Origin of the sequence: Pseudomonas sp. NPDC087615 (assembly GCF_044743445.1) — a bacterium.
Taxonomy (GTDB): Bacteria; Pseudomonadota; Gammaproteobacteria; order Pseudomonadales; family Pseudomonadaceae; genus Aquipseudomonas; species Aquipseudomonas baetica_A.
Genome location: NZ_JBIUWM010000002.1, coordinates 110,491 through 134,717, shown reverse-complemented (window position 1 = coordinate 134,717; position 24,227 = coordinate 110,491). Strand labels below are relative to the sequence as shown.

General features: G+C 51.7%; 25 protein-coding genes and 1 tRNA gene. 9 read left to right on the top strand and 17 right to left on the bottom strand.

Features of this window, described 5'->3' with window-relative positions; genetic code table 11:
• The first annotated feature begins 2 nt into the window (after positions 1 to 2).
• Both ACIOU6_RS02090 and ACIOU6_RS02085 read left to right on the top strand, forming a co-directional pair.
• Entirely contained in the window at positions 3 to 2,573 is a 2,571-nt protein-coding gene (locus ACIOU6_RS02090; RefSeq protein ID WP_401133353.1) for a hypothetical protein, read from the top strand.
• A gap of 948 nt (positions 2,574 to 3,521) precedes the next feature.
• A complete protein-coding gene (locus ACIOU6_RS02085) occupies positions 3,522 to 3,773 on the top strand; it encodes a hypothetical protein (protein WP_401133350.1) in 252 nt (83 codons plus the stop codon).
• Here ACIOU6_RS02085 and ACIOU6_RS02080 read toward each other — a convergent pair.
• Complete coding sequence (locus tag ACIOU6_RS02080; protein WP_401133347.1) at positions 3,770 to 4,168, bottom strand: hypothetical protein; 399 nt, start codon at positions 4,166 to 4,168, stop codon at positions 3,770 to 3,772. The genes ACIOU6_RS02085 and ACIOU6_RS02080 overlap by 4 nt on opposite strands.
• 282 nt (positions 4,169 to 4,450) lie before the next feature.
• Here ACIOU6_RS02080 and ACIOU6_RS02075 point away from each other — a divergent pair, with 282 nt between their 5' ends.
• Both ACIOU6_RS02075 and ACIOU6_RS02070 read left to right on the top strand, forming a co-directional pair.
• On the top strand, positions 4,451 to 4,714 hold the full coding sequence (locus ACIOU6_RS02075; protein WP_401133345.1) for a hypothetical protein: 264 nt from the start codon (positions 4,451 to 4,453) through the stop codon (positions 4,712 to 4,714).
• 109 nt (positions 4,715 to 4,823) lie between these two features.
• Positions 4,824 to 6,557, top strand: coding sequence for a hypothetical protein (locus ACIOU6_RS02070; RefSeq protein ID WP_401133342.1), 1,734 nt, complete (start codon positions 4,824 to 4,826; stop codon positions 6,555 to 6,557).
• Between the two features lie 77 nt (positions 6,558 to 6,634).
• Here the strand turns inward: ACIOU6_RS02070 and ACIOU6_RS02065 are convergent, their stop codons facing one another.
• From ACIOU6_RS02065 to dapA, 8 genes are all read right to left on the bottom strand, one after another.
• Positions 6,635 to 7,528 (bottom strand): hypothetical protein, encoded by an 894-nt coding sequence (locus ACIOU6_RS02065; RefSeq protein ID WP_401133339.1) that lies wholly within the window; start codon positions 7,526 to 7,528, stop codon positions 6,635 to 6,637.
• Positions 7,529 to 7,575: 47 nt separating this feature from the next.
• A complete protein-coding gene (locus tag ACIOU6_RS02060) occupies positions 7,576 to 8,067 on the bottom strand; it encodes a hypothetical protein (protein ID WP_401133336.1) in 492 nt (163 codons plus the stop codon).
• Positions 8,068 to 8,124: 57 nt separating this feature from the next.
• Entirely contained in the window at positions 8,125 to 8,436 is a 312-nt protein-coding gene (locus tag ACIOU6_RS02055; protein WP_144269764.1) for a hypothetical protein, read from the bottom strand.
• A 920-nt stretch (positions 8,437 to 9,356) separates the two neighbouring features.
• Positions 9,357 to 9,446, bottom strand: a tRNA-Ser gene (locus ACIOU6_RS02050).
• An 85-nt stretch (positions 9,447 to 9,531) separates the two neighbouring features.
• Positions 9,532 to 10,245, bottom strand: a complete 714-nt coding sequence (purC, locus tag ACIOU6_RS02045) for a phosphoribosylaminoimidazolesuccinocarboxamide synthase (protein ID WP_122608857.1) — start codon at positions 10,243 to 10,245, stop codon at positions 9,532 to 9,534.
• 28 nt (positions 10,246 to 10,273) lie between these two features.
• Entirely contained in the window at positions 10,274 to 11,035 is a 762-nt protein-coding gene (locus tag ACIOU6_RS02040; protein WP_007911390.1) for an MBL fold metallo-hydrolase, read from the bottom strand.
• Between the two features lie 4 nt (positions 11,036 to 11,039).
• A complete protein-coding gene (bamC, locus tag ACIOU6_RS02035) occupies positions 11,040 to 12,155 on the bottom strand; it encodes an outer membrane protein assembly factor BamC (RefSeq protein ID WP_339464863.1) in 1,116 nt (371 codons plus the stop codon).
• Between the two features lie 17 nt (positions 12,156 to 12,172).
• Positions 12,173 to 13,051 (bottom strand): 4-hydroxy-tetrahydrodipicolinate synthase, encoded by an 879-nt coding sequence (dapA, locus tag ACIOU6_RS02030; RefSeq protein ID WP_401133331.1) that lies wholly within the window; start codon positions 13,049 to 13,051, stop codon positions 12,173 to 12,175.
• A gap of 339 nt (positions 13,052 to 13,390) precedes the next feature.
• On the opposite strand from dapA, the gene ACIOU6_RS02025 reads away from it, so the two are divergent.
• Both ACIOU6_RS02025 and ACIOU6_RS02020 read left to right on the top strand, forming a co-directional pair.
• Positions 13,391 to 13,951, top strand: a complete 561-nt coding sequence (locus tag ACIOU6_RS02025; RefSeq protein ID WP_016984694.1) for a glycine cleavage system protein R — start codon at positions 13,391 to 13,393, stop codon at positions 13,949 to 13,951.
• A gap of 10 nt (positions 13,952 to 13,961) precedes the next feature.
• Positions 13,962 to 14,435: a peroxiredoxin gene (locus ACIOU6_RS02020; protein WP_221729406.1), complete on the top strand. Its 474-nt coding sequence runs from the start codon at positions 13,962 to 13,964 to the stop codon at positions 14,433 to 14,435.
• A gap of 139 nt (positions 14,436 to 14,574) precedes the next feature.
• Here ACIOU6_RS02020 and ACIOU6_RS02015 read toward each other — a convergent pair whose 3' ends face one another.
• Both ACIOU6_RS02015 and ACIOU6_RS02010 read right to left on the bottom strand, forming a co-directional pair.
• Positions 14,575 to 15,645 (bottom strand): AI-2E family transporter, encoded by a 1,071-nt coding sequence (locus ACIOU6_RS02015; protein WP_221729407.1) that lies wholly within the window; start codon positions 15,643 to 15,645, stop codon positions 14,575 to 14,577.
• A gap of 32 nt (positions 15,646 to 15,677) precedes the next feature.
• Positions 15,678 to 15,917 carry a sulfurtransferase TusA family protein gene (locus ACIOU6_RS02010; protein WP_221729408.1) on the bottom strand — a complete coding sequence of 80 codons (240 nt, stop codon included), beginning with the start codon at positions 15,915 to 15,917 and terminating at the stop codon, positions 15,678 to 15,680.
• Positions 15,918 to 16,016: 99 nt separating this feature from the next.
• On the opposite strand from ACIOU6_RS02010, the gene ACIOU6_RS02005 reads away from it, so the two are divergent.
• Positions 16,017 to 17,450, top strand: a complete 1,434-nt coding sequence (locus ACIOU6_RS02005; protein ID WP_221729409.1) for a M48 family metalloprotease — start codon at positions 16,017 to 16,019, stop codon at positions 17,448 to 17,450.
• A gap of 79 nt (positions 17,451 to 17,529) precedes the next feature.
• Here ACIOU6_RS02005 and ACIOU6_RS02000 read toward each other — a convergent pair whose 3' ends face one another.
• A complete protein-coding gene (locus ACIOU6_RS02000; protein WP_221729410.1) occupies positions 17,530 to 18,960 on the bottom strand; it encodes a DegQ family serine endoprotease in 1,431 nt (476 codons plus the stop codon).
• A gap of 34 nt (positions 18,961 to 18,994) precedes the next feature.
• On the opposite strand from ACIOU6_RS02000, the gene ACIOU6_RS01995 reads away from it, so the two are divergent.
• Positions 18,995 to 19,141, top strand: coding sequence for a hypothetical protein (locus ACIOU6_RS01995; RefSeq protein ID WP_221729411.1), 147 nt, complete (start codon positions 18,995 to 18,997; stop codon positions 19,139 to 19,141).
• 29 nt (positions 19,142 to 19,170) lie between these two features.
• On the opposite strand, the gene ACIOU6_RS01990 is transcribed toward ACIOU6_RS01995, so the two are convergent.
• From ACIOU6_RS01990 to rpoE, 3 genes are read right to left on the bottom strand one after another with little or no spacing between them, the layout of a single operon-like run.
• A complete protein-coding gene (locus tag ACIOU6_RS01990) occupies positions 19,171 to 20,136 on the bottom strand; it encodes a MucB/RseB C-terminal domain-containing protein (RefSeq protein WP_401133324.1) in 966 nt (321 codons plus the stop codon).
• Between the two features lie 8 nt (positions 20,137 to 20,144).
• Positions 20,145 to 20,732 (bottom strand): sigma-E factor negative regulatory protein, encoded by a 588-nt coding sequence (locus ACIOU6_RS01985; RefSeq protein WP_007911408.1) that lies wholly within the window; start codon positions 20,730 to 20,732, stop codon positions 20,145 to 20,147.
• A 30-nt stretch (positions 20,733 to 20,762) separates the two neighbouring features.
• A complete protein-coding gene (gene rpoE / locus ACIOU6_RS01980) occupies positions 20,763 to 21,344 on the bottom strand; it encodes an RNA polymerase sigma factor RpoE (protein WP_003172477.1) in 582 nt (193 codons plus the stop codon).
• 557 nt (positions 21,345 to 21,901) lie between these two features.
• On the opposite strand from rpoE, the gene nadB reads away from it, so the two are divergent.
• Positions 21,902 to 23,518, top strand: a complete 1,617-nt coding sequence (gene nadB / locus ACIOU6_RS01975) for an L-aspartate oxidase (RefSeq protein WP_401133321.1) — start codon at positions 21,902 to 21,904, stop codon at positions 23,516 to 23,518.
• Here nadB and ACIOU6_RS01970 read toward each other — a convergent pair.
• Positions 23,487 to 23,939 (bottom strand): protein YgfX, encoded by a 453-nt coding sequence (locus tag ACIOU6_RS01970; RefSeq protein ID WP_401133319.1) that lies wholly within the window; start codon positions 23,937 to 23,939, stop codon positions 23,487 to 23,489. The two genes, nadB and ACIOU6_RS01970, sit on opposite strands and share 32 nt — an antisense overlap.
• Positions 23,923 to 24,177, bottom strand: a complete 255-nt coding sequence (locus tag ACIOU6_RS01965; RefSeq protein WP_401133317.1) for a succinate dehydrogenase assembly factor 2 — start codon at positions 24,175 to 24,177, stop codon at positions 23,923 to 23,925. Before ACIOU6_RS01965 ends, ACIOU6_RS01970 begins: the two co-directional genes overlap by 17 nt.
• Between the last annotated feature and the right edge of the window lie 50 nt (positions 24,178 to 24,227).

The window sequence follows — 24,227 nt, the reverse complement described above, 5'->3', positions numbered from 1 at the left end:
CCATGAAAATCATTACCTATGTATTTTTAATAGTCTTATCGACTATTTCATCATTTGCTAACGCTGATAATATTGCTACCAGAGCAAACGCTCATATGCAGTCATTAACAGAAGAAGAACGTGCGGCATCATTTACCGGCCCACTCGTGGAATCAATGTTTGGCTGTGAAATGACGCAGAGTGCAGTACAAGGTGATGAATTTGGGAAGCATGAATGCGTAGGCAACAATAATCAGTTTAACAGTGGAACGTCAAAAGTACTGAACCCTGCAATTTTTTATACGCTCAATGCAATTTCTATCCTAGCTGGTCTGATATTGAGCAGATTCATTTACCTAAAGATATTTGTCGCTGCCTCTACCAAATTCAAGGATAAGAACTCAATTATCACAGCCGGATCTGTTTCAGCTCTTATTTTAATATTTGCATCTCCTGTTTTTGTGAACGAACAAGGTATTAGGTACAATCTTTTCACAAAGCTGGCTATTCAGGTCGTGGTTAAAGCGCTAGACATTGATGAAACGCATCAGTTTGAAGAATTACAAAAAACACGGGTTGAATTCCCTAAACGTTTCGTTCCGAACAAAGATTCTGGCGGAGCGATAAATGAATATAACGCGATTAGCTTTCAACTCTGCACTTCTAGTATGTCTATCCAAGAAGCTGCTAAACAGCAAAAAATCAAATTCACAATTGACGAATCGAAAGGAGAAATCAAATCTTTCCATCAGCTTGGTAGCTGCATTCTAGACATTAGCTTTTTGGTAGACATGAATACAGAAAGCATCTCCAAAAGATTTGGGCTCCCAAGCTACTTAGATTCTGCTATAGAAACAGCCAAAAGGATCGTGGAAACAGAGTACACACTGAATGCCAAGAAGATTGCAGACAACATCATAAAAGCGGGTAGGCCCACCTTGGGTGTGGCCGATACCTATACTCCAGGCCAGCTTGATTGCAACGACGAAGCCAGTTTCAACCTTAGAGGGATGAGCCCTAGCAGCATCAAGGACTACGCCTTTGATGCGGCAAAGTGCATGCATGGGCGTGCAATAGATGAGCTGAACAAAGTGCCCACATACACAGAGTCACTGATGCCAGCAGACAGAAACGTCAGGATCTGCTCGACGGTTGACCATAGCGCAGGGCAAGGGACAAATCTAAATCAGGACTCAAGCTCAACATCGTTTGTCGCTGATGAAACCCTAGAATCGACGTTGAGGGCGTGTGTAGAGCGTTCTTGTGCAGAGGATTCAAGCCCAAAGAACTGTTCTGACTCAATAAACTTCTACAATGTTTACTTTAACAATCGTTTCATGACGAACCCGAACATATTGACGATTTTACCAAAAATATTATTCACGGAATTTCAGAACAATCAGTACTCAACACCAGGAGAAACGCTAGCTAACTCAATGAAGGTTGATATGTACCAGTCGGGCAGCATTTTAATCTCTGAGAATAACAACAAAGTCATTTTCACAGTTGACTATCAAAGGGCTGAATCAGACATCAATCTTCAATATTTTTTGAACAATAGCCTTGATTCAGTTCAGCTTACTAAAACCTCTAACGACTGGTCCGCTGGGTTATTGAAAGCAGTGACAGTGGGAGAAAATGGCGTACTGGGTATTGATAAGCTAATCGACTGCCTAAATTACCCAAGCTCCACAACACCGAGTGGCAGGGAATGCGGCTCTGTGTTCGTTGAAATTCAGAATTTTGGTCAAACACTGGTATTCACTGCGTCATTAATAAAAGCTGAATTGCGTGTAAATCAACAATTGAGAAAAAATACTCAAAGCAGAAGCAAGGAAGCAGCTGCAGTGAACGGTACAAAAAGCATTGTAGATTCTGCCATAGGCTTTTTTGGCACAACTGGGGGTAAAATTGGAATTGTCTCTGCTGGTGTAGCAGCGTCCGCTGGATTCAATGACATTTACAACCCTGTTGGCTTAAACATCGGGCCTGAAGCAATGGTAGCCCTTGCGGTCGTGGTCAGTGTCCCGCAGATGCAAGAGTTCCTGGACTCTCTGTCATCGACGTTGCTATCACTTGGCTACATTCTCATTTGGTCTATTCCTATAGCCGTCACAGTGAGCGTAGTAAGCGTAATCGTTACTTTAATAGTCGCTTTAGTCGGCTTCCTTTTGACCTCAACAGCTTCATCACTGCAGATAATTAACGGCACGACCGTAGACAGGAAGACTGACTACCTGAAATTCATAATTGAACTGTCAATGCTGTTCATACCGACAGTCTGCTACACATCAGTTTTGTACATGACATTCAGATTCATAAAGGCTTTGTTCATATACAAAGTCATAACATTGGAAATGTTGACCGGCTCACTGAGCGTTTCGTACACCATAACGAGCATAAGTGATATATATTCAACCCTTGTAGCAATTTGCATCTACCTCTTTGTTGTTTTATTCATCTGTGTTCACATGATAAGAAAAGTATCGAAGATTCGAGAAATCATGAAAGTCATTCTTTTCTCGAAACAAGATTCAAACCTCCCAGAGCATGCAAATGATATTGTTTTTGCCCCTAACAGGTATCACATGTAAATAGATTGGCCTTACGGCCAATTTCTGATTTAGGAAATGCTATAATTTGCAAAACAGCCTAATACTATAATGTCAATCAAAATTGAGAAACGAAGCGCACGATACACAGATGAAGAAAAACTAGAAATTCAACAACAGTTTGACTACTCGTTAAGTCAATACAGTGAAGTCGATAACCTTTACAAAATCGCAAAAATCACTGCCCTATTTTTCCCCTATGCATTTTTTGCGACATCAATACCTATAATGAGACTGATACGTTCAAAAAACAAAATATTCAAATTTTGGGTTATCGCTCCACTCATAATAATTTCCCTTTGGGTATTCGCAAGCATATACATTTGGTACGCGTACTTTTCACTTTATGCGAAAGGCTTACAAGAGAATTTTCCTTTAGTGATATTTTTCGGATGTTCAGCTTGCCTTTACATTACAGCCATAGCTTTCAAACAATTAAGTAAATTTTTGTGGACCATCAGAGAGTTCATTTATTATAAAAACGCTGGCAGAGTTCAGCATTTCAGAGCCATATTAGCTATGCGCAGAAAGAACTCTGGATTTAAAAATCTCTTCAGCAGCTTCATGAAGAGGGGCTGATAAAACGAGGGCATGTATGATGCAATGCCTTCGCCAGATCATCCCCAGGATGATTAATCCAATGTCTGATGATTCCATCCCTTATGAATGGCCCGTAATAAAATCAAAAAAGCTTTGTGCCGTTTACAGGCGATTCACACGGGATGCATCGCCCCATTCATTCGTACAACCCTTACCAGACACTTACCGCGTCAGCGAATGCTCCACCAGGTACTCAACCTTCCCTAGGCCGTTCCTAGGCCATTCCGAACAGAATCCGAAGCCTCTATTACCCCGATAGAATCTGTCCAAGTCCAGGGAGCGCAGGGCCGGTTATACTCACCCATACCGCAGGTTCAGGGAGTTGACCAGATGGACAAGGAATTCAGCTACAACCCTCAAATTCCGTGCATTGTGCTGCACAACGGCCAAGATGTAGGCGCGCTGGTAGCCGGAAGGCTGTACAGATTCGATTCCAGCCTAACCGCCGCCAACCTCCATACAGAAGCAGAATTCCTTGTGGATAACGTCCTATTTCAGTACGGAGAGCCCATAGGCCACCTTGAAGGCAGAAGGCTCATCATTGATAGCCGTTGCGAAATCCTAGAACTGGTTGAAGCCTAACCGCCCTTCTCTGCTCCATTGGTAAGCTGACTACGTGCAGCATCGAGGGATTCCAGCAGGCTCTGTGAGTAGCTGACGGCATCAGCTAGAGCCACTTCTGCAAAGCCCGTATCAACCTCTACGAATTTCTCCACAAACGCCCTGCAGTACTCCTTCCACTCCCCATCCTCACCAAAGCCGTAAAGCCCGAGCCAACAGGCGATGATTTGATGTACATACACAGCGTTCCTCGCGCCCTCCCCCCGTGTCCGTAGAAAGGCTTCGCGGTCATCAGAGACCGAGAACTCACGGAAAGCTTGTAGGTGCTGATTCAGGTTCAGGACACACGCAGCAACGTCAAAATCTAGCTGAATTCGCTCCCTAGGGTTGTACCTGTTGCGGATCGGTCGAGACATGTGAGGGCGCCCTGGAAGAAGTCGATCTGATCCTAACTCCAGATCTCGCAGCGAAGCCACTTAGGAATCACAGAAAGCGAAAAGCCCGCATGATTGCGGGCTTCTCTAAAAACAAACCTAACTAACAAGCAGCGGACTTTACTAAAAGATGAACAACTTGCTGCTTGCTTCTACAGTTTAACATTTTATATTGACAAAAACCCCACTAACAATCTTTTCTTTGAATTAATTAGATTTTCTTTTTTAAATGCTATTATTTAAAAACAACAAACCTTTACTAAAATGAAAATCAGATTATTTACCTTTGCAGCTTTAGCGTTACTTTCGAGTTTATCCCATGCGAATGACTCAACTCAGAACAAATCAGGAAAACAGAATATAGATGAACAAAACCTGATTGAGACCACGAGACAAATTGTTGACTCAGTGGGTTTCGTTGATATGGATGCACAGTCACGTTCTTTTTTAAGCAAAGACTTCAAAGGAATTCCTATTGAAGATTATGAAGACACAAACGATTACGACGCACATTTAGACGCTTCATAATTTACCAATTATCAATTAGTGCCTCATCAGAGGCTTTAATTTTGCCCACAGGAAAAATATGGAATCGGAAAAATGGTATAATTAAGCTAATAAACAAACCTTTTGAATCATGCAAAAACGAATTATTGCGTTACTCACGCTTTCCATAATTGGACTTACAAACACAGCAAATGCTTACACTTGGCCTGCAGACCAGCTTTACGAAGAATCATTGGATGCTGAAATCTGGAGCGTTTCTTGTCCGCAGGGTAACGGGTGGCAAAGTCAATACAGACGTGTTTATATAAAAAACGCTGACGGTTCAAGAACATATGTCAACAAAGGAAATGGCATAGTATTTAGAAATCAAGATGGTTATGAAGTCACTAGAGATTGCTACAATTATCAGATAGAAGGCTTGAAAGCTGACTACGAAGTCGCTACTGACACTAAAACGATAGCTTGCGAAAATCCAAAAGCTATTGGAAACGTCACTAAATTTAGACGCTACATCAGTTACACCACTCCTAAGATCACCACAAATCTAAAAACATCGTTCAACATTTATGAATTGAGTGATGATTGTAGAACAAAAGAAATTGAAGTCAAAACCGAAGCCTGTCAAGCGGGATACACAGGACAAATCGTTAATTCTAGAACGTATGATTTATACACTGATGGTCGTAAAACAAATTATTCGAATTGGACAACAACCCAAGATACTTGTTCGAAAAACGAAACCCAGCAGCTTACAAGAGCAAACTGCCCTTCATTAGCACCGAATTATCAGTACAATCTTGGAAACACCCTCGGTTTGTACGGTAGAACCGTTAAGCAATCTGGCGCAGCAAGTGATTGGAATTTAATAGTTGTAGTTCAAAACAATTGCTACTATTTGAAAGACACAGTGACAAGCACAAATGAGGTCGCTTGCCCGGTTGGTCAATCAGGAAAAATCGTAAGGGAAACACACTTAAAATTAAAACAGTATATCTCCTGGTCACAAACCGATTCTTCATACATTGTTGAAAAAGAAAATACTTGCAAGCCAACTGGCCCAGTCACAGTTGAAATCAAACCAGGCACTCAAACGGTGAGCTGTGATAACTATTACGGGGTTCAACAGGGTACATATTCTGGTAACGTAACAAAAACAGGCGACAATTCAACAATCTTCGACCCAGTGAGCGGATCTACCAACACGACTTTTCAAGCTAAAACTGAAGACACAACATCATGCGTAAAAGAAATCACAACGACTTCAAAAGAATTCATTGAGGAAGAGTGCCCAGCCGGATTCATAGGGAAAATCACCAAGTATTTGGTAAAAGCCGAAAACGCATCAGGGACAGTTTACCCTTATGGAACAACACCGATTCTTGAGTCAAACACCTGCACTGCTGTTTCTATAAGCGATGAAATAAACGCACCTAGCACTGAACATTTGCAAGATTCAGTTCTTTCAAACTTGAGCTTCACTACAACCTCTATTTCAAAAAGCGATTTGACAATCGACCAACTCAATAAAATCGACACATCAAAGCTTGAAGGCAAAGCCTATATCATGAATGTCAGTGCTGATAACTTAAGCGCCGGGGCATTTGACAGCACAAAGATTTCAAACCTTGTGAAAACCTTTAAGACAAAATTAGGCACACAATCTACAAGCGTGAAATTAACGTCTGCGCCGGTCACTTTAGATAAATACATTGGTCAAGATGGTTTGACACAATCAAGAATTGCAAAAGAGAAATTAGCGCTTTCTGGAACGAGTATTGATAAAGGCACAGTCACTGTTAAATACGTGTCACTTGCAAAACCTACCCCTGCGCATTTCAGCTTCACCGTGAAGGTATTTGAATAAGATAAGCAACAATAGAAGCCCTACGGTGCTTTTTTTGTGCCTTGAAATCACCGCCTTTTTTCTTTGGTGGTCATTCATCAGAAGGTCATGAGCTTCACAGCATGCTCCAAAGCATTTTCCCTCGCTTTGACGTGACCCTGGCTCATCAAGAAGGCCAACACGTCATCACCGCTGTAATGCTCTGCAAATGCTTGTCTAGCCACTCTCCTATCGATCACATCATCGATCACGGCATCACCAAGAAGCCTAGATTTGTACACCAGCGTTTCACGTAACGCATTTAGGTAGAAAGCGGTGTCATCAGGGCTGCCAGCTCCAACAGCAGGCGCTGTGAGCTTCATTCCCCTTACCTTCTGTATCTGATCCACACATTCAGTGCAGGAACGCTTTAGCGAGCGATTACAGGTCACGAATGACCCTGTGCCATGGTGCTTGAAACCAGCAGCGTGGATCGGTGCTTCAAGGCTCTTTGGGCGCGGTACGCGCAAGGTGCTGACACTCTTGTTCAGAGCCCACATAAACATCTGTGCGTTGTAGGCATACTGGTCGTCAGCCTTGTGCTTGTCGATCCTGCAAACGAGGTCATAAAGCTTGCTGTGAAGGCTTCCCTTGATGGTTGTTACCAGAGTGGGGGCAAAGCCAAGGCTAGCCAGGTCTTTGAGCTTTACGGACGTGACAGAGCTAATCGTGAGGTAGTGGAAGGTCTTTGACTTTGGGACAATCGTTACGTCATACCCTTCAATATTCTTAGCGCTCATCAGCTTGAAAAGCTTTTCGGTCAGCAGGTCATCAGCAGTGAAGAACTGATCCTTCACACCCTGCGCATTGAATGCTTTCAAGCAAAAAGCCGCCTTGCCTTTCTCAATCAAGACTTCTGTAGCCGGGTTGAATATGACTTGGAATTTGTCAGCTTCAAAGGATGCTAACTGGTTTGAAAAATGGTCGATTCTAGCTATTTTTGTTTTTGTCATGTTGTTCTCGTTTTTTGTTATTTCTCCTTGCGGAATATTATTGCCAATTAGAATGGGATGAGCCCATCAACACCCTCTTGCTTCATATCATTATTAAATTGCTTATATTTCTTGAATTTATCTTTACAAATCTGCCCATTTACCAAAGCAGCAGATCTAAACGATTTGTTCAATGCGCTAGGCATCTTCATTTTCTCTTCAATACTACCTTTGCAAGCAAACTGGACATTCACTTTAAAATTCGTTTCACCACCAGTCCTATTACTATTTTTAGTTTCAATGAAATTCATATACCTCAAAACATTTAGGGATTTCTTACGAGTATTTTCAGAAACGTCCAAGTACTTATCAAGGTCATGAAGGTTAACCTTGCACTCATTAAATCTATCCATATTTTCGACTGCAGCCATCAGGATTTGCCCAGCCACTTTATCGAAACCAACTACAGCTATATAAAAAGGCATAGCACTTGTAAGAATTTGCGCGTAATAATTCTTTTCTAATTTATTAAATGCTATACTATTAAAAGGGTTCTTCATCTCAACCTCAACTCATTAATTAGACTGTTTGCCGCAGTCTTTTTATTTTTCCATCAATTAAAGGTTAAGGAACTTAACTTCAATCCACATCATTCCATGGGCTTTATCATGCTCAACAGCAATTAATTTCTGCTCAATTAAAACGTTCATGCATCTGCGTACATTTTCGCTTGTGCAATCCATCCACTTCATAATCTCTGCTTTGTCCGTATAAACGACATGCAAGCCAGTTTCTGTTTTATCAGCAGCAGTGCAGAGTTTTATCAATAGCGTATGCGCGGAGTGTTTTGTCAAAGCCACTTTACAAAGAGCTTCCAAGGCTTTGTCAGAAGTAGGCAGTTTTATATATCTTCTATTCTCAATGTTCATGTTGATTATTATTTAGTTTGTTTTAATACGATAGCATTTGAAAAACACAAAATTGTGGATTAAGCACAAATTTTTTGAAAAATATTTTAGTATGAGAAAATAAAGAAAACTTTGGAGTACAATTTTTTGTACTCCAAAAAGAGAAATTCCACAAATATTTTGGAAAACACCGCTTTAGAGTACAGTTTTTTGTACTCTAAAATACCTTTACAGTACAATTTTTTGTACTGTAAAGTCTCTACAGGCCACGGAAATCAAGGACTGAAAACCTATAGCGCGCGCGTATAATTTTAGATCTCTTTAAAAACTTAAAGGCGTCAGCAAACCAGTTATCGATAACTGGGTATTGGATCATGTGTTAACCATTGAAATGCATTAGACAGTGCAATGTCTTTGGTTGATCCTTGAAGCTCATTCTTTTGTTTACCGTCCGGGCACTCGCTGCGCGAAATTGTTCAGCACTGCAAGCCCAAAACTTTGGATCATGCGCTTGTCGTTCAGCTACCCGCCAAGATACTTTTTTTATTAAAGCTATTCCTGCATTTCTGATCGTGGATTATCTGGCCTTGCTGGTCGGTCCATTGGACTGAATCTCGTTCAGCTCAACACGATCAAATAATTTTCCCGTGAGAAGGCCTGTGAAGCGTTTTGAGACGCTTGCGACCCACCAACCTACCCTTCTGTCATTTTCAGTACAAACTGCCCTGCACAGGCGTACTAGGACGGAACACCCATGGGTGACGATAGGAAATCGAGGGTAAAAGCCTTACCAGCTTCGTAGGCACAGCAACTGAACAAATTTTGGTCAAAAAAAAGCCCCAATCCGAAGATCAGGGCTATTTATTTTGGTACAAAGCGTTGGTACAAAACGCTTTTTTTGACCTCTCGTAAGTGCTTGATTTACAAGAGCGTCAATAAAATGGCGGAGAGATAGGGATTCGAACCCTAGGTACCGGTGAAGGTACAACGGATTTCGAATCCGTCCCATTCGGCCACTCTGGCATCTCTCCAACGGCGCGCATCATAACAACACTTTCGCTGGTTGCGAACCCCCCCTAGCGAAATTTTTTCCGTGCTATCAGATGCTTGCGTCGATTAAAGCGGTACGCCCAGACGATTGGCGACTTCTTCGTAGGCTTCGATGACGTCACCGAGGCCTTGGCGGAAGCGGTCTTTGTCCATCTTCTTCTTGGTGTCCTTGTCCCACAGACGGCAGCCGTCCGGGCTGAACTCGTCACCCAGGACGATGGAGCCGTCGCTGAATACGCCGAATTCAAGCTTGAAGTCGACCAGCAGCAGGCCGGCGTCGTCAAACAGCTTCGTCAGCACTTCGTTGACCTTGAGCGACAGTTCTTTCATGCGAACCAGTTGCTCGGCGGTGCCCCATCCAAATGCGACAACGTGGGATTCGTTGATGAACGGGTCGCCCTTGGCGTCGTCCTTCAGGAACAGTTCGAAGGTGTAAGGGTTGAGCTTCAAGCCCTCTTCGACACCCAGGCGCTTGACCAGGCTACCGGCGGCGTAGTTACGCACGACGCACTCGACCGGGATCATGTCGAGCTTCTTCACCAGGCATTCGTTGTCGCCCAGCAGTTTGTCGAACTGGGTCGGTACGCCGGCCGCTTCGAGCTTTTGCATGATGAAGGCGTTGAACTTGTTGTTCACCATGCCTTTGCGGTCTAGCTGCTCGATACGCTTGCCGTCGAACGCCGAGGTGTCGTTGCGAAACAGCAGGATCAAGCGGTCAGCGTCGTCGGTCTTGTAAACCGATTTGGCTTTGCCGCGGTAGAGTTCTTCACGTTTTTCCATGATGGGCTCCGCTTGCTAAGTAGGTGGGCTAGGCGATGTGGCGCCAGTCGAGCCCTGAATCTTGATCGGCCAGTTGCAGCCAGTCCGGGTCGCACCCGAGGGTGTCGACAAAACATTGCCGGGCCAGCTGCGGCAAATTGTTCTTGCTGCTCAGATGGGCCAGAACCAGGTGTTGCAAACCCTGCCAGCCCAACTCGGACACCAGGAATGCCGCCTGGTGGTTGTTCAAATGTCCCAACTCGCCGCCCACCCGTTGCTTGAGAAAGTACGGGTAGTGACCACGAGCCAGCATATCGCGGCAATGATTGGACTCGATCATCAACGCATCGAGGTCCCGATAACCGTCAAGCACCCGCTCGCAGTAGGAACCCAGGTCGGTCAGCAGGCCGAAGCGCCGCTGCTCGTGATCACTGAAGACATACTGGGTCGGTTCCTGCGCATCATGGGCCACGGCAATGACCCCGATGTTCAGTGCACCGATCTGCAGTTGCTCGCCGCCGGCCAGAAAGCCTGCGGGTTCAATCGGTTTGCGCATCCCGCGCAGTGTGCCGCGACTGAGGTAGACCGGTAGATTGTAGCGCCGAGACAGCAAACCCACGCCATGCACGTGGTCGGCATGTTCGTGGGTTACGAGTATCGCGCTCAGTTGCGCCGGGTTCACACCCAGGCGCAACAGGCGTTTTTCGGTTTCCCGCAGGGAAAAACCACAATCCACCAGCACATACGTATCAGCACTGGCGATCAGCGTGCCGTTCCCTTGGCTACCGCTGCCGAGAACGGCAAAACGCATGTGATCAGCCCAGATTGTCCTGAATCACGCTCAACACTTTGCGCGCTACGTCAGCCGGTGCGACGGTGTTGATGTTTTTCTCGACGGTGACCTGGATGTTCTCGCCAACCTTGCTCAGGCGAACCTGATAACGCTCGGCACGGGCTTCAATTTCTTCCTTGCTCGGCGCACTGCCGAACAGGCTGCTGAAGAAACCAGGCTTGTCGTCTTTCTTCTCGGCTTTTTCGGCCAGGTTGATGTAGTACAGGCCCAGGCTGCGGTTGATGTCTTCAACACGCCATTCGCCCTGCTCCAGCGCACGGCCAACGCTGGCCCATGCACGGTTCAGATCGGTCCCGACGTTCAACACCGGGTTACCGCTGCCATCTTCGCTGAGGCTGACGCGGCTTGGCGTATCGAAATCACGCGAAGCGAGCATCGACACCGAACCGCCCTTTTCGGCAGTGCGGCTCATGCTCGCGAGCATGTCGTCGACCAGCGCTGCGTCCAGGCCAGTGTTGACCGAACGATTGGTGAAGGCTACGTCTGCAGTACTGCCGGCAGGCCGCTCGGCACTGACCACATAGATTTCACTGGTATTGCGCTGCACACCCGGCTCGACACGCACACGAACGCGGGTTTCGCTGTCGGCGCCGACGCCAGCTGCGCTCAGGCGCTTGGCCATGGCAGCGGACAGTTCATCGGAGTGCTGCCAAGTGGTGGTGAATTCGCCCGTTTGCGGGCGCTGTTCATCCAGACGGAAACCGTTGTCCTCGAAGAACTGCACGGCCACTGGCCAGACTTCGGCCGGTGGATGCTGCCCCATGACCCAACGCGAATCGCCGCTTTTCTGCAGCGAATAATCGCTGGCATCGGCGATGGCCGACAACGGCTGAGGACGTGGAACAACGTACTCACCCTTGGCGGTATCGTCAGCGACGTTGCGCGGGATCGGCAACAGCGGATCCAGACGTTTGGAGGTGCTGACATCCGATGGCAGTTGCATCGGTGCAGTCTGTTGCGCTTGCAGGTAATCGCTACCACGGTCGCGGAAATAACCTTCCGGCCCCCAGACCCATCCGCAGCCGCTGGTGCTGGAGATAATCAAGGCAAGTGCGGAAAGTCCGGCCATTCGCTTCATGCGTTGTACTTCCTCAATTAAACCAGGACGCTGCACTGGCGCAGGGCCGTGCGAAGCGTTTCATGACAAGGTGCGCTCAGCCACGTCAGCGGCAGGCGGATGCCTTCGTGCATCAGGCCCATTTCAACCAAAGCCCACTTCACCGGAATCGGGTTGGCTTCGATGAACAGGTCTTTGTGCAGAGGCATCAGTTTTTCGTTGATGGCCCGTGCGGTATCGGCGTCGCCCTTGAGCGCGGCCTCGCACAGATCCGCCATTTCGCGTGGAGCGACGTTGGCGGTAACAGAGATATTGCCTTTGCCACCCAGCAGGATCAGCTCGACCGCGGTCGGATCATCGCCCGACAGCACGATGAAGTCCTTGCTCACGCTATCGATGATCGCTTTGGCACGCGTCAGGTCGCCGGTGGCTTCCTTGATGCCGATGATGTTCGGCACGGTGGACAGGCGAATCACGGTCTCGGCCTGCATGTCGCAAGACGTACGACCAGGAACGTTGTAGAGAATCTGCGGGATGTCGACCGCTTCGGCGATATGTTTGAAGTGCTGGTACAGACCTTCCTGAGTCGGCTTGTTGTAGTACGGGACTACCAGCAGGCAGGCATCGGCGCCGGCGGCTTTGGCGTTGCGGGTCAGTTCGACGGCTTCGCGGGTCGAGTTGGCGCCGGTGCCGGCGATGACCGGAATGCGGCCAGCAACCTGTTTGACCACGGCTTTGATCACGGCGATGTGTTCTTCTACATCAAGGGTTGCCGACTCGCCGGTAGTACCGACCGCGACAATGGCATGGGTGCCGTTCTTGAGGTGGAAGTCCACGAGTTTGCTGAGGCTGACCCTGTCAACACGCGCGTGGGCGTCCATGGGAGTGACCAGTGCCACCATACTGCCCGCAATCATGAAACCGCTCCTGCCGGAAAAAGAGAGCGGTAATGGTACTGGCGCCAAGATGCTTGCACAAGCGAAGTACTGCGCTGCCGCCATTCCCCTTGGCGTCGCTTTTCGCTACCCTTCAGACTTTGATCGGTACAGATCAGCTTGTACGCCGGGTTACAGCCTCCCTTTTCGGCCTCCCAAACCCCGTTCCTGCGTCGCATCGACGCGCTCCCGCTATAGTGGAGCGAGCCGCGAGCGCTTTGCCGGGGCTTTTTGAACGGACAGCCTGAATGGGCACACAGGCACCTCCCGGCGGCCAACGACCGTAAACCTACCGACCGCTCATCGCTTTAGGAATGCTGCATGTCCACCCCCACAGTTCGCGAACAATTCCTTGTCATCAGTGCCCTCGGCGCCAACCCCATGGAGCTGACTAACGTCCTGTGCCGCGCCAGCCATGAAAATCGCTGCGCGGTGGTTACTTCACGCCTGACCCGCCACGGCGAGTGCAGCGCGCTGATCCTTGAGATCTCTGGCAGCTGGGACGCCCTCGCGCGTCTGGAAGGCAGCCTGTCGGGCCTCGCCAAGAAGCACGCTTTCACCGTCAACGTGGTGCGTAGCGCGGCGCTGGAAAATCGCCCGCAGGCACTGCCGTACGTGGCTTATGTCAGCTCGGCGTATCGCCCGGACATCATCAATGAGCTGTGCCAGTTCTTCATGGATCACAACGTCGAACTGGAAAACCTGACCTGTGACACGTATCAGGCACCGCAAACCGGCGGCACCATGCTCAATGCTACATTTACCGTGACCCTGCCGGCCGGCACACAGATCAGTTGGCTGCGTGACCAGTTCCTGGATTTCGCCGATGCGATGAACCTCGACGCACTGATCGAGCCTTGGCGCCCACAGAACCCAATGTAAGGAAGCTTTCATGGCCGTTGTCATCGACCAACCCGTAGCGGATTTCGAAGCACCTGCCACCAGCGGGCAAACCGTCAGCCTCTCTGCCCTGAAGGGCAAGCAAGTGGTGATCTACTTCTATCCGAAGGACAGCACCCCGGGCTGCACCACCGAAGGTCAGGGCTTTCGTGATCAGTACGCGGCGTTCCAGGCTGCCAACACGGAAATCTTCGGTATTTCCCGCGACAGCCTGAAGTCCCACGAGAACTTCAAGTGCAAGCAGGAATTTCCGTTCGAGCTGATCAGCGATAAGGACGAAGCCGTCTGCCAACTGTTCGACGTGATCAAGCTGAAGAAGCTTTACGGCAAGGAATACCTGGGCGTTGATCGCAGCACTTTCCTCATTGATAAGGACGGTGTACTGCGTCAGGAATGGCGCGGCGTGAAAGTACCGGGCCATGTGGATGCGGTGCTGGTTGCTGCCCAGAATCTGAACAAGGCCTGATGTTGTTGCGTCGTTTTCACTGACGCCTTTGCGAGCAAGCCCGCTCCCACATAGGAACTGTGGCATTCACAGATCCAGTGTGGGAGCGGGCTTACTCGCGAATGGGCCTTGAGCCGCACCGAACAATACCGATCAGCCACTAAAGCAATGGCGCCACCGCCGGCTCCTTGCGTGGCCACGCATCCAGCACGGCCTTGAACAGCGTCGCAAGGGGAATCGCGAAGAACACTCCCCAAAATCCCCACAGCCCACCAAACAACAGCACCGCGCAGATGATTGCCACCGGGTGCAGATTGACCGCTTCGGAAAACAGCAACGGCACCAGCACATTGCCGTCCAGTGTCTGGATGATGCCGTAAACCGCCATCAAATAGATGAACTGATCGCTCCAGCCCCACTGGAACAGCGCAATCAGCAGCACGGGCACCGTCACCACCACCGCTCCGACATACGGCACCACCACCGAAACGCCGACCAGCAAGGCCAACAGCGCCGCATAGTTGAGGCCCAGCGCGACAAAAGCGATGTAGGTAACGCCGCCGCAAATCACAATCTCGATGACTTTGCCGCGAATGTAATTAGCGATCTGTCGGTTCATCTCCTGCGCGACCCGGGTGATCAGCGCCCGTTCGCGAGGCAAATAGCCGCGCACCCACTCGCCGATCATTGCCCGATCCTTGAGGAAGAAGAACACCAGGATCGGCACCAGCACCAGGTAGATCATGATGTTCACCAGCAACGGCAAACTCGACAGCGAGAACGTCAGCGCCAACTGGCCGAATTTGCCAATCTCGCCGCGCGCCACTTCGATGGCCTGCAACACTTGTTCGTCGGACACCAGATGCGGATAGCGCTCCGGCAGCAACAAAAGCAGCGATTGCCACTTGGCGAGCATGCCCGGCAGCTCGTTGAACAGCGTGATCAACTGATGCCACAGCAGCGGCAACACCACAACGATGAAGAGCATCAATACGCCCATGAACAGCGCAAACACCAACCCCACCGCCGCTCCGCCCGGCATGCGCAGACGCTCCAGCGTGACCACCAGGCCCTGCATCAGATACGCCAGCACCATCCCCGCCAATACAGGCGCAAGCATGCCGCCGAGGGTGAGCACCGCAGTAAAGGCCAGCACCAGCAGCACCGCCAACACCACGGCTTCTTCGTCAGAGAAGTAACGCTGAATCCAGTCGCGTAACACTTTGAACATCAATAATCCTTAGGTCTTTTACGCTGTCAGGTTCAGGCCTTTTTCAACCAGTAACGATAGACGCCCGATTCATCTTCTTCACGCAGCAGCGTATGACCGGCCAATTTGGCAAAGGTGCGGAAATCGCGCTGCGAGCCCGCATCCGTGGCGATCACCTTGAGCACCGCACCGCTGGACAACTTGTTCAGTTCCATTTTTGCCTTGAGCAACGGCAACGGACAATTCAGGCCGCTGGCGTCCAGTTCCACATCATGGGCTACAGCGTCAGTCATTGCGTCACTCCGGATCAGGTCAGTCGAGCGACCTAGAATATCTGGTCGCAGGCCTGGTGTCCGGCTACAGTAAGGTCTTTGTCTTCTAAGGCTTTGTGCATGACTTTTCTGCGCCCTACCCTGCTGACGCTCGCTTGCCTGCTCGCCTCACCGGGCTTTGCCGACGATCTGCCGTCACTCGGCGACGCCAGCTCTGCCATTGTCTCGCCACAACAGGAATACCAGCTCGGTCGCGCCTGGCTGGCCATGTTGCGCAGTCAGGTTTCACAGCTCAACGATCCACAACTCAAGGACTACGTTGAATCGAGCGTTTACAAGCTTGTGGAGACCAGCCAGGTTACTGACCGGCGCCTTGAATTCATCCTGATCAACAGCCCGCAGCTCAACGCTTTTGCGGCACCTGGCGGCGTGGTCGGGGTCAACGGTGGATTGTTCCTCAATGCGCAGACCGAGGGCGAATACGCGTCGGTACTGGCGCACGAACTGGCTCACTTGTCGCAACGCCACTTCGCCCGCGGTGTCGAGGCGTCACAGCGGATGCAGGTGCCGATGATGGCCGCGCTGCTGGCCGGGATCGTGATTGCCGCGGCCGGTGGCGGTGACGCCGGCATTGCAACCATCGCGGGCACTCAGGCTGCTGCGATTCAGTCGCAACGGACCTTCTCCCGCCAGAACGAACAGGAAGCCGACCGTATCGGCATCCTCAATCTGGAGAAGGCCGGGTACGATCCGCGCTCGATGCCGAACATGTTCGAGCGCTTGATGCGCCAGTATCGTTTCGATGCCAAGCCACCAGAATTCCTGTTGACCCACCCGGTTACCGAATCGCGGATCGCCGACACCCGCAACCGTGCCGAACAGGCCAAGCCCGGCGGCATCGAAGACTCCATGCGCTATCAGTTGATTCGCGCCCGCGTCCAACTGATCTACGAGGGAACCCCGGGGTTAGGCGCCAAGCGCTTTCGCGCACAACTGGACGAGAATCCGAAAAACGATGTGGCGCGCTATGGTCTGGCAATCGCGCAGATAAAGGGTGGCCAGTTGAATGAAGCCCGGGAGAACCTCAAGCAATTGCTGGCCAAGTCGCCAAACGAGATCATCTACAACCTTGCTCAGGTCGACCTGGACATCACCAACAATCGCCTGCCCGATGCACAGTCGCGGGTTGACCGCATGCTTACGCAGTATCCTGGCAACTATCCGCTGAACCAGGTTCGTGTCGATCTGCTGCTCAAACAGAATCGCGCCGCCGATGCCGAGAAGGCGCTGGAAGGCTTGCTCAAATCACGCCCGAATGATCCGGACGTCTGGTATCAGGTTGCCGAAACCCGTGGTTTGTCAGGCAATATCATCGGCCTGCACCAAGCACGCGCCGAGTATTTCGCGCTGGTCGGCGATTACCGTCAGGCGATCCAGCAGCTCGATTTTGCCAAGCGCAAGGCGGGCAGCAACTTCCCGCTGTCCGCACGCATTGACGCACGCCAACGCGAGTTGATGGAGCAGGAACGCATGGTCAAGGACATGATGGGCTGAGTCATACCACCGATATAAAAGCTTCAGATATAAAAAAAACCGCCTCTTTCGAGGCGGTTTTTTTTAACCGTCAGCCTGCTTATTCAGCCAGTTTGAAGGTAATGAAGCTCGCGCGACCTTGACGCAGAACACGCATCGACACCGAGCGATTCTTCGGTAGCGCCTTGGCGATCTCGGCGAACTCCTTGGTGGAGCCGATGGCCTGGTTGTTCAGGTGAGTGATGACATCACCTGGTTGCAGACCGATCAACGCCGCAGGACCGTCCTGCACTTCCTTGATGACCACTCCCCCTTTGAGGTCGTAGGTTTTCTTCTGCTCAGCGGTCAGTTCGCCCACCGACACACCGAGGCGGTTGCTGCTGGTTTCAGTTCCGGACTTCGGCAGAACATCCAGATCTTTGTCTTCGTCAGGAATAGCACCGACTGTCAGCTCGACATTCTTGCGCTTGCCGTCACGGATCACTTCCAGATTGGCCTTGGCACCCGCTTTCAGTGCACCAACCAGATGCGGCAGGTCAGCGGACATGACGATCGGTTGACCATTCATGCTGAGGATCACGTCGCCTACTTGCAGACCGCCCTTGGCCGCCGGACCGTCATCCTGGATCTGTGCAACCAGCGCACCGGCCGGTTTATCAAGACCGAACGACTCGGCCAGATCCTTGTTCACTTCTTGAATGACCACGCCCAGCCAGCCGCGGCTGACCTTGCCACCGCTCTTCAACTGGTTCGACACATCCATTGCCACATCGATAGGGATCGCGAACGACACACCCATGAAGCCGCCGGAACGGGTATAGATCTGCGAGTTGATCCCGACCACTTCACCGTTCAGGTTGAACAGTGGGCCACCGGAGTTGCCCGGGTTGATCGGCACGTCAGTCTGGATGAACGGCACGTAGTTCTCGTTCGGCAGACTACGACCCACGGCGCTGACGATGCCTTGGGTCACCGTATGGTCAAAGCCGAAAGGCGATCCGATTGCCACCACCCATTGCCCGGCTTTCAAATCCTGGGACTTGCCGAGCTTGAGCACCGGCAGATCCTTGCCTTCGATTTTCAGCAGGGCCACGTCGGAACGCGGGTCAGTGCCGACCAGCTTGGCTTTCATTTCGCTGCGATCAGCCAGGCGTACGAGAATTTCGTCAGCATCGGCAATCACATGGTTGTTGGTCAGGATATAGCCATCTGGAGAGATGATGAACCCCGAACCCAGCGATTGCGCTTCACGCTGGCGACCACCGCCCGGAGAACGCTGCTGAGGCGGCATGCCGCGTTCGAAGAACTCACGCAGCATTGGTGGCAGGCCTTCGAGATCAGGCATCTGCTGGTTCACTTTGCGATCCGGCAATTTCTGGGTGGTACTGATGTTCACCACGGCCGGCGAAGCTTGTTCGACCAGTTGCGTAAAGTCAGGCAGATCGGCTGCTTGCGCAGCAGGAATGGCCTGACCGAGCAACAGCACGGTGGCGAAAATGGAGAGATAAGACTTCAAGCTAGGTATCGACATACAGCTCCCGTTACGACGAGCAGGTTTAAGCGATATGGAACAAGGAACACCGGAAACCACACACCGGTATTTTTCTTCCAGGAAAAACAAACAAGGCCAGAGCCGTGAGGCTCTGACCTATAAAAAATTTCCGGGTGATTTGCAAATGAAAATGCTCAACAAACATTTCATCTCCGTCTGAACGAAGAAAGGGTAATGACTGAAATCAGCTCACTGCTTGCTGGTTGCTGGGGCATCGGTATTACGCATCGAAAGAGCAATTCGTTCGGCAGTGCCGATTGGAATCTCACCCACCACGGTGACCATGATCTCGCCTTCCGGCGTGGTCAACCGACGGGATACGGCGACAGTCGGGCCCAGTTGGGTGCGAGTATCAGTAACGGTAGCGCCATTCAATGGCTCAAGAAAAACCGAGAAGCGCGCCAAGCCATCGTCATACATCAGGCTGGTGACCTGCGCCTTGGTTTCGGGATCTTTGTGCGAGGCGCTGCTGGTCAGTTCGAAGCCTGGGGGCAACCACACTGAATGCCAGACCTGAGCCGTTTTCACGGCAGAAGCCTTGTCGCTGTCGAGCTTGACTGGCTTGCAGTCGGCGTCGGCCAGCAGGTCTTTATCGGAGGGCACATCGTCGGTATCGAGGCTGGTGAACTGGAAGCGTTCGAGCAACTGCCCTTTGTCATTGAGCAACAATGACTTGAGCGGCAGCCCGGTCTGCTTGTCCAGATGCAACTCAAACCCGTAACGATGCTGGTCACGAGGCGTGAGCGATACGATCACTGCGTCTCGCCCCGCCACGCGCGATTTGCCAATGACGGCAAGGTCATACCAGTTTTTAAGCTTTTGCGGATCGAGAGGACGAGCGGCGGAGTTGGGAGTATCCCCCAGCCCGGCAATCAGGGTGCCGCTGACGCACTGAGTATGTCCATCAATGCGCACGACTTCCTGTGCAGAACCGTCGAGCTGAAGTAAACGCTCGCGAACCTGGCCATTCTGGACGCGATGCCAGATGTTATGGGTAGAAAAACTACCGTTACGCTCGTAAACGAATGTGCCTTTAAAGCTTTGCTGCTGTTCGGCTTGGCCCAGACGGGTCAACCAGTCCTGGGCCTCGTCGGCGTGGGCTGGAACAACAAACCAGCCACTGAGCAGAAGCGAGAGTAGAGGTATGGCGCGCATGATCCTCCTTAACGGTTTTCCAGGCTCGCTGCACGCGCATATGGCAGTGCGCTTTCAGTACCTTTCAGTGCTGCCTGTTGAGCGTGTTGGCGCAAGTAACCCGGCAGACGCTGATCGTGCCAGCCCGGCTGACCTTGCAGTACGCCGTTGGCCATAGGGCCAGTAGCTTCCGAACTCTCACTATAGCCTGCCAGAACAGCCGGGCCTTTCACTTGTGGAGTGGCCAGGGTTGGCTGGTTCGATTGCTGTGCCAGTTCAACACCCGCAATTTCATCCTGGTTGTAAAGGCGAACACCGGCCAGAACGGCAACAGTTACCGAGGCCGCAACAGCCAGACGGCCGAGGTTGCGCCATGGGCTGCGGGATACTTTGGCCGGAGCCGTTTCGTCTTCCAGTGCAGCAGACACTGCCGCAGCGATATCCAGACGCGGAAGCAGCAAATCCTTGTGCATGGCTGCCCGAGCGATCTGGTAACGAGCCCAGGTCTCACGGGTTTCAACGTCGTCCAGTGCATTGAGCACTCGACGCAATTCCAGTTCGTCCGCTTCGTTATCCATCACTGCGGACAGCGATTCCTGCAGGGCTTCACGACTCATGGCGTTCCTCTCTTGGCTGTCGCCGCTGTCTCAGTTTTCCTGCAACAACGGTTGCAGGGCTTTATCGATGGCCTCCCGGGCGCGGAAAATCCGAGAGCGCACGGTACCCACCGGACACTGCATGACGCTCGCAATGTCCTCGTAACTCAGACCATCGAATTCGCGTAAAGTTAAAGCCGTACGCAAATCCTCTGGCAGTTGCTGAATGGTTCGATGGACGGTGCCTTCGATCTCATCCCGCAGCAGTGCACGTTCTGGTGATTCGAGATCCTTGAGGCCATGATCGCCGTCGTAGAACTCTGCATCTTCTGAACTTACATCGCTATCTGGCGGCCGGCGGCCGCGTGAAACCAGGTAATTCTTCGCCGTGTTTATGGCAATACGGTACAGCCACGTATAAAACGCACTGTCGCCGCGAAAGTTTCCAAGTGCTCGATACGCCTTGATAAAGGCTTCCTGAGCGACGTCCTGGGCTTCATGGGTGTCGTGGACAAAACGCACGATCAACCCGAGAATTTTGTGCTGATATTTCAGCACCAGCAGATCGAAAGCTCGCTTGTCGCCACGTTGAACGCGCTCGACCAGTTGCTGATCCTCTTCCTGGGTTAGCATGAACACTCCTCGATAAGCCCGGAGGAGACTTGCATAACTAAATGACCAGACTTGCAACCATAGACTCGGGCTTTTCGCAAAAGTTCTCCCCCTCCAAGCAAGTTTCCTGCGGGCTCTGTTTTGGCACGCACGAAAAACGCAGCGCGGGATAAACCGGCTGCGCGAATAATCTTGTCATCGGTTTCACCGGCAGGAACCCAACCGCAGATTCCGCACGCAAGCCGACACTGTCCCTTGTTTCTGGCACCGTCTATTGATCTTGGGCCTTTGGCAAAAGTTCCAATTATTTATAGACGCCCCCACCCCACATTGGGCAACCCCGGGAAGAAAAAGTCTGTTTCATCGCCGATACAGTCGTTTCTCCCCAAAACTTATGGAAAATCTTCCGACGAAACACACGGCTTTTTCCGTCACAGTAGTTTCACAATGCCATATAGGCCCGGCTATTGTGCCGCCCCACCCCTCTATATACTAGTGGGCTGTGTGGCTGTCTTGACTCGCCGATCCAGCTGTCTTGCACCACCCCCGATCCGGGTCGCTTTGAGCGGAATCCTGAAATGAGCCAACAGTTTCAACACGATATTCTGGTCATTGGCAGCGGTGCTGCCGGTTTGAGTCTTGCGCTGACCCTTCCGGGTCATTTGCGCATTGCCGTACTGAGCAAGGGCGATCTCGCCAACGGTTCGACGTTCTGGGCCCAGGGTGGCGTCGCCGCTGTGCTGGACGACACCGACACTGTCGAATCCCACGTCGATGACACCCTGAACGCCGGCGGCGGTCTGTGCCATGAAGACGCCGTGCGCTTCACCGTCGAGCACAGCCGGGAAGCCATCCAATGGCTGATCGATCAAGGCGTGCCGTTTACCCGCGACGAGCAGTCCGGCACTGAGGACGGCGGTTTCGAATTCCACCTGACCCGCGAAGGCGGCCATAGCCACCGGCGCATCATCCATGCGGCCGATGCCACCGGCGCTGCGATTTTCAAAACCTTGCTGGCCCAAGCCAAAGAACGCTCCAACATCGAACTGCTGGAGCAGCGAGTTGCCGTCGATCTGATTACCGAACGTCGCCTGGGCATGGACGGCGACCGCTGCCTTGGCGCCTACGTGCTGAACCGCGCCACGGGCGAAGTCGATACCTACGGCGCACGCTTCGTGATTCTGGCTTCCGGGGGGGCTGCCAAGGTCTACCTCTATACCAGCAACCCTGACGGCGCCTGTGGTGATGGCATCGCCATGGCCTGGCGCTCGGGCTGCCGGGTGGCGAATCTCGAATTCAATCAGTTCCACCCCACCTGCCTGTATCACCCGCAAGCCAAAAGCTTCCTGATCACTGAAGCGTTGCGCGGCGAAGGCGCGCATTTGAAGCTGCCCAATGGCGAACGCTTCATGTACCGCTTCGACAAGCGCGCCGAGCTCGCACCGCGTGACATCGTCGCACGCGCCATCGACCATGAAATGAAGCGTCTGGGCGTGGATTGTGTCTATCTCGACATCAGCCACAAACCCGAAGCCTTTATAAAAAGTCACTTCCCGACGGTTTATGAACGCTGCCTCGGTTTCGGCATCGACATCACTCAACAACCGATCCCGGTCGTACCCGCCGCGCACTACACCTGTGGCGGAGTCATGGTCGACCAAAACGGCCGCACCGATGTACCGGGTTTGTACGCCATCGGTGAAACCAGTTTCACCGGCCTGCACGGCGCCAATCGCATGGCCAGCAACTCGCTGCTGGAATGTTTCGTCTACGCCCGCTCGGCGGCGGCAGACATTCTGGCGCAACTCGATGATGTGACAGCGCCAAGCGCCCTGCCCGCGTGGGATGCCAGCCAGGTCACCGACTCCGACGAAGACGTAATCATTGCGCACAACTGGGATGAACTGCGCCGTTTCATGTGGGACTACGTCGGTATCGTGCGCACCAACAAGCGCCTGCAACGGGCACAGCACCGTGTGCGCCTGTTGCTGGACGAGATCGACGAGTTCTACAGCAACTATAAAGTCAGTCGCGACCTGATCGAACTGCGCAACCTTGCACAAGTGGCTGAGCTGATGATTTGTTCAGCCATGGAGCGCAAGGAAAGTCGCGGCCTGCATTACACCCTCGACTATCCTGACCTGCTGCCCGAAGCGCTCGACACTATTCTGGTGCCGCCCACCTACGTCGGCTGAACTTGAGTCGTACTCGCAGGCGTCGGTGCAGATCCGCCGCCTGCGAGTCCCGAGGCACACAGATCGATCTGACCCGCCACTCCCCGCGCAAACGAAAGCGCAGCACCACGATCAACGGCAGTGCCAGACTGTCGGGTCGCAACTGCACGGCTTGCCAGCCATTGGCCTGATTCCACAGTTGCCAGCCGTCGGCATCTCGACGCAATCCACAAAATGCTTTGGGATGACTCAGCAGGATCTGCCGCGGCAACACCCAGAAACCGTGAAGCAGGCAACCGAAAGCACCGACCAGACTCGCCCAGAGTGGAATAGACAGTAGGCACAACGAGCCCAAAGCGAATGCCTGGGCCAATAGATACGCCGCCAGCAACTGCCGTGAGGCATGCCAGCGGCATTCAAACGTATTACTTGGGCTGAACACGATCCAGGATCATGCGAACCATGCGTTGCAACTCCGGATCTTCGGACTCGCTGCGCTCCATGAACCAACCGAACATGTCCTGATCCTCGCACTCGAGCAGGCGCACGTACAAATCGCGATCAACCTGATTCAGGCCTGCGTAAACCTCTTTCACGAACGGCACCAGCAGCACGTCAAGTTCAAGCATGCCGCGACGGCTGTGCCAAAAGTGGCGATTGAGTTCAACTTGTTCGACCATGGGGCCCTCCTCAAATTTGGCGGCAAGTATACAGCCCCGACGCGGCTCGC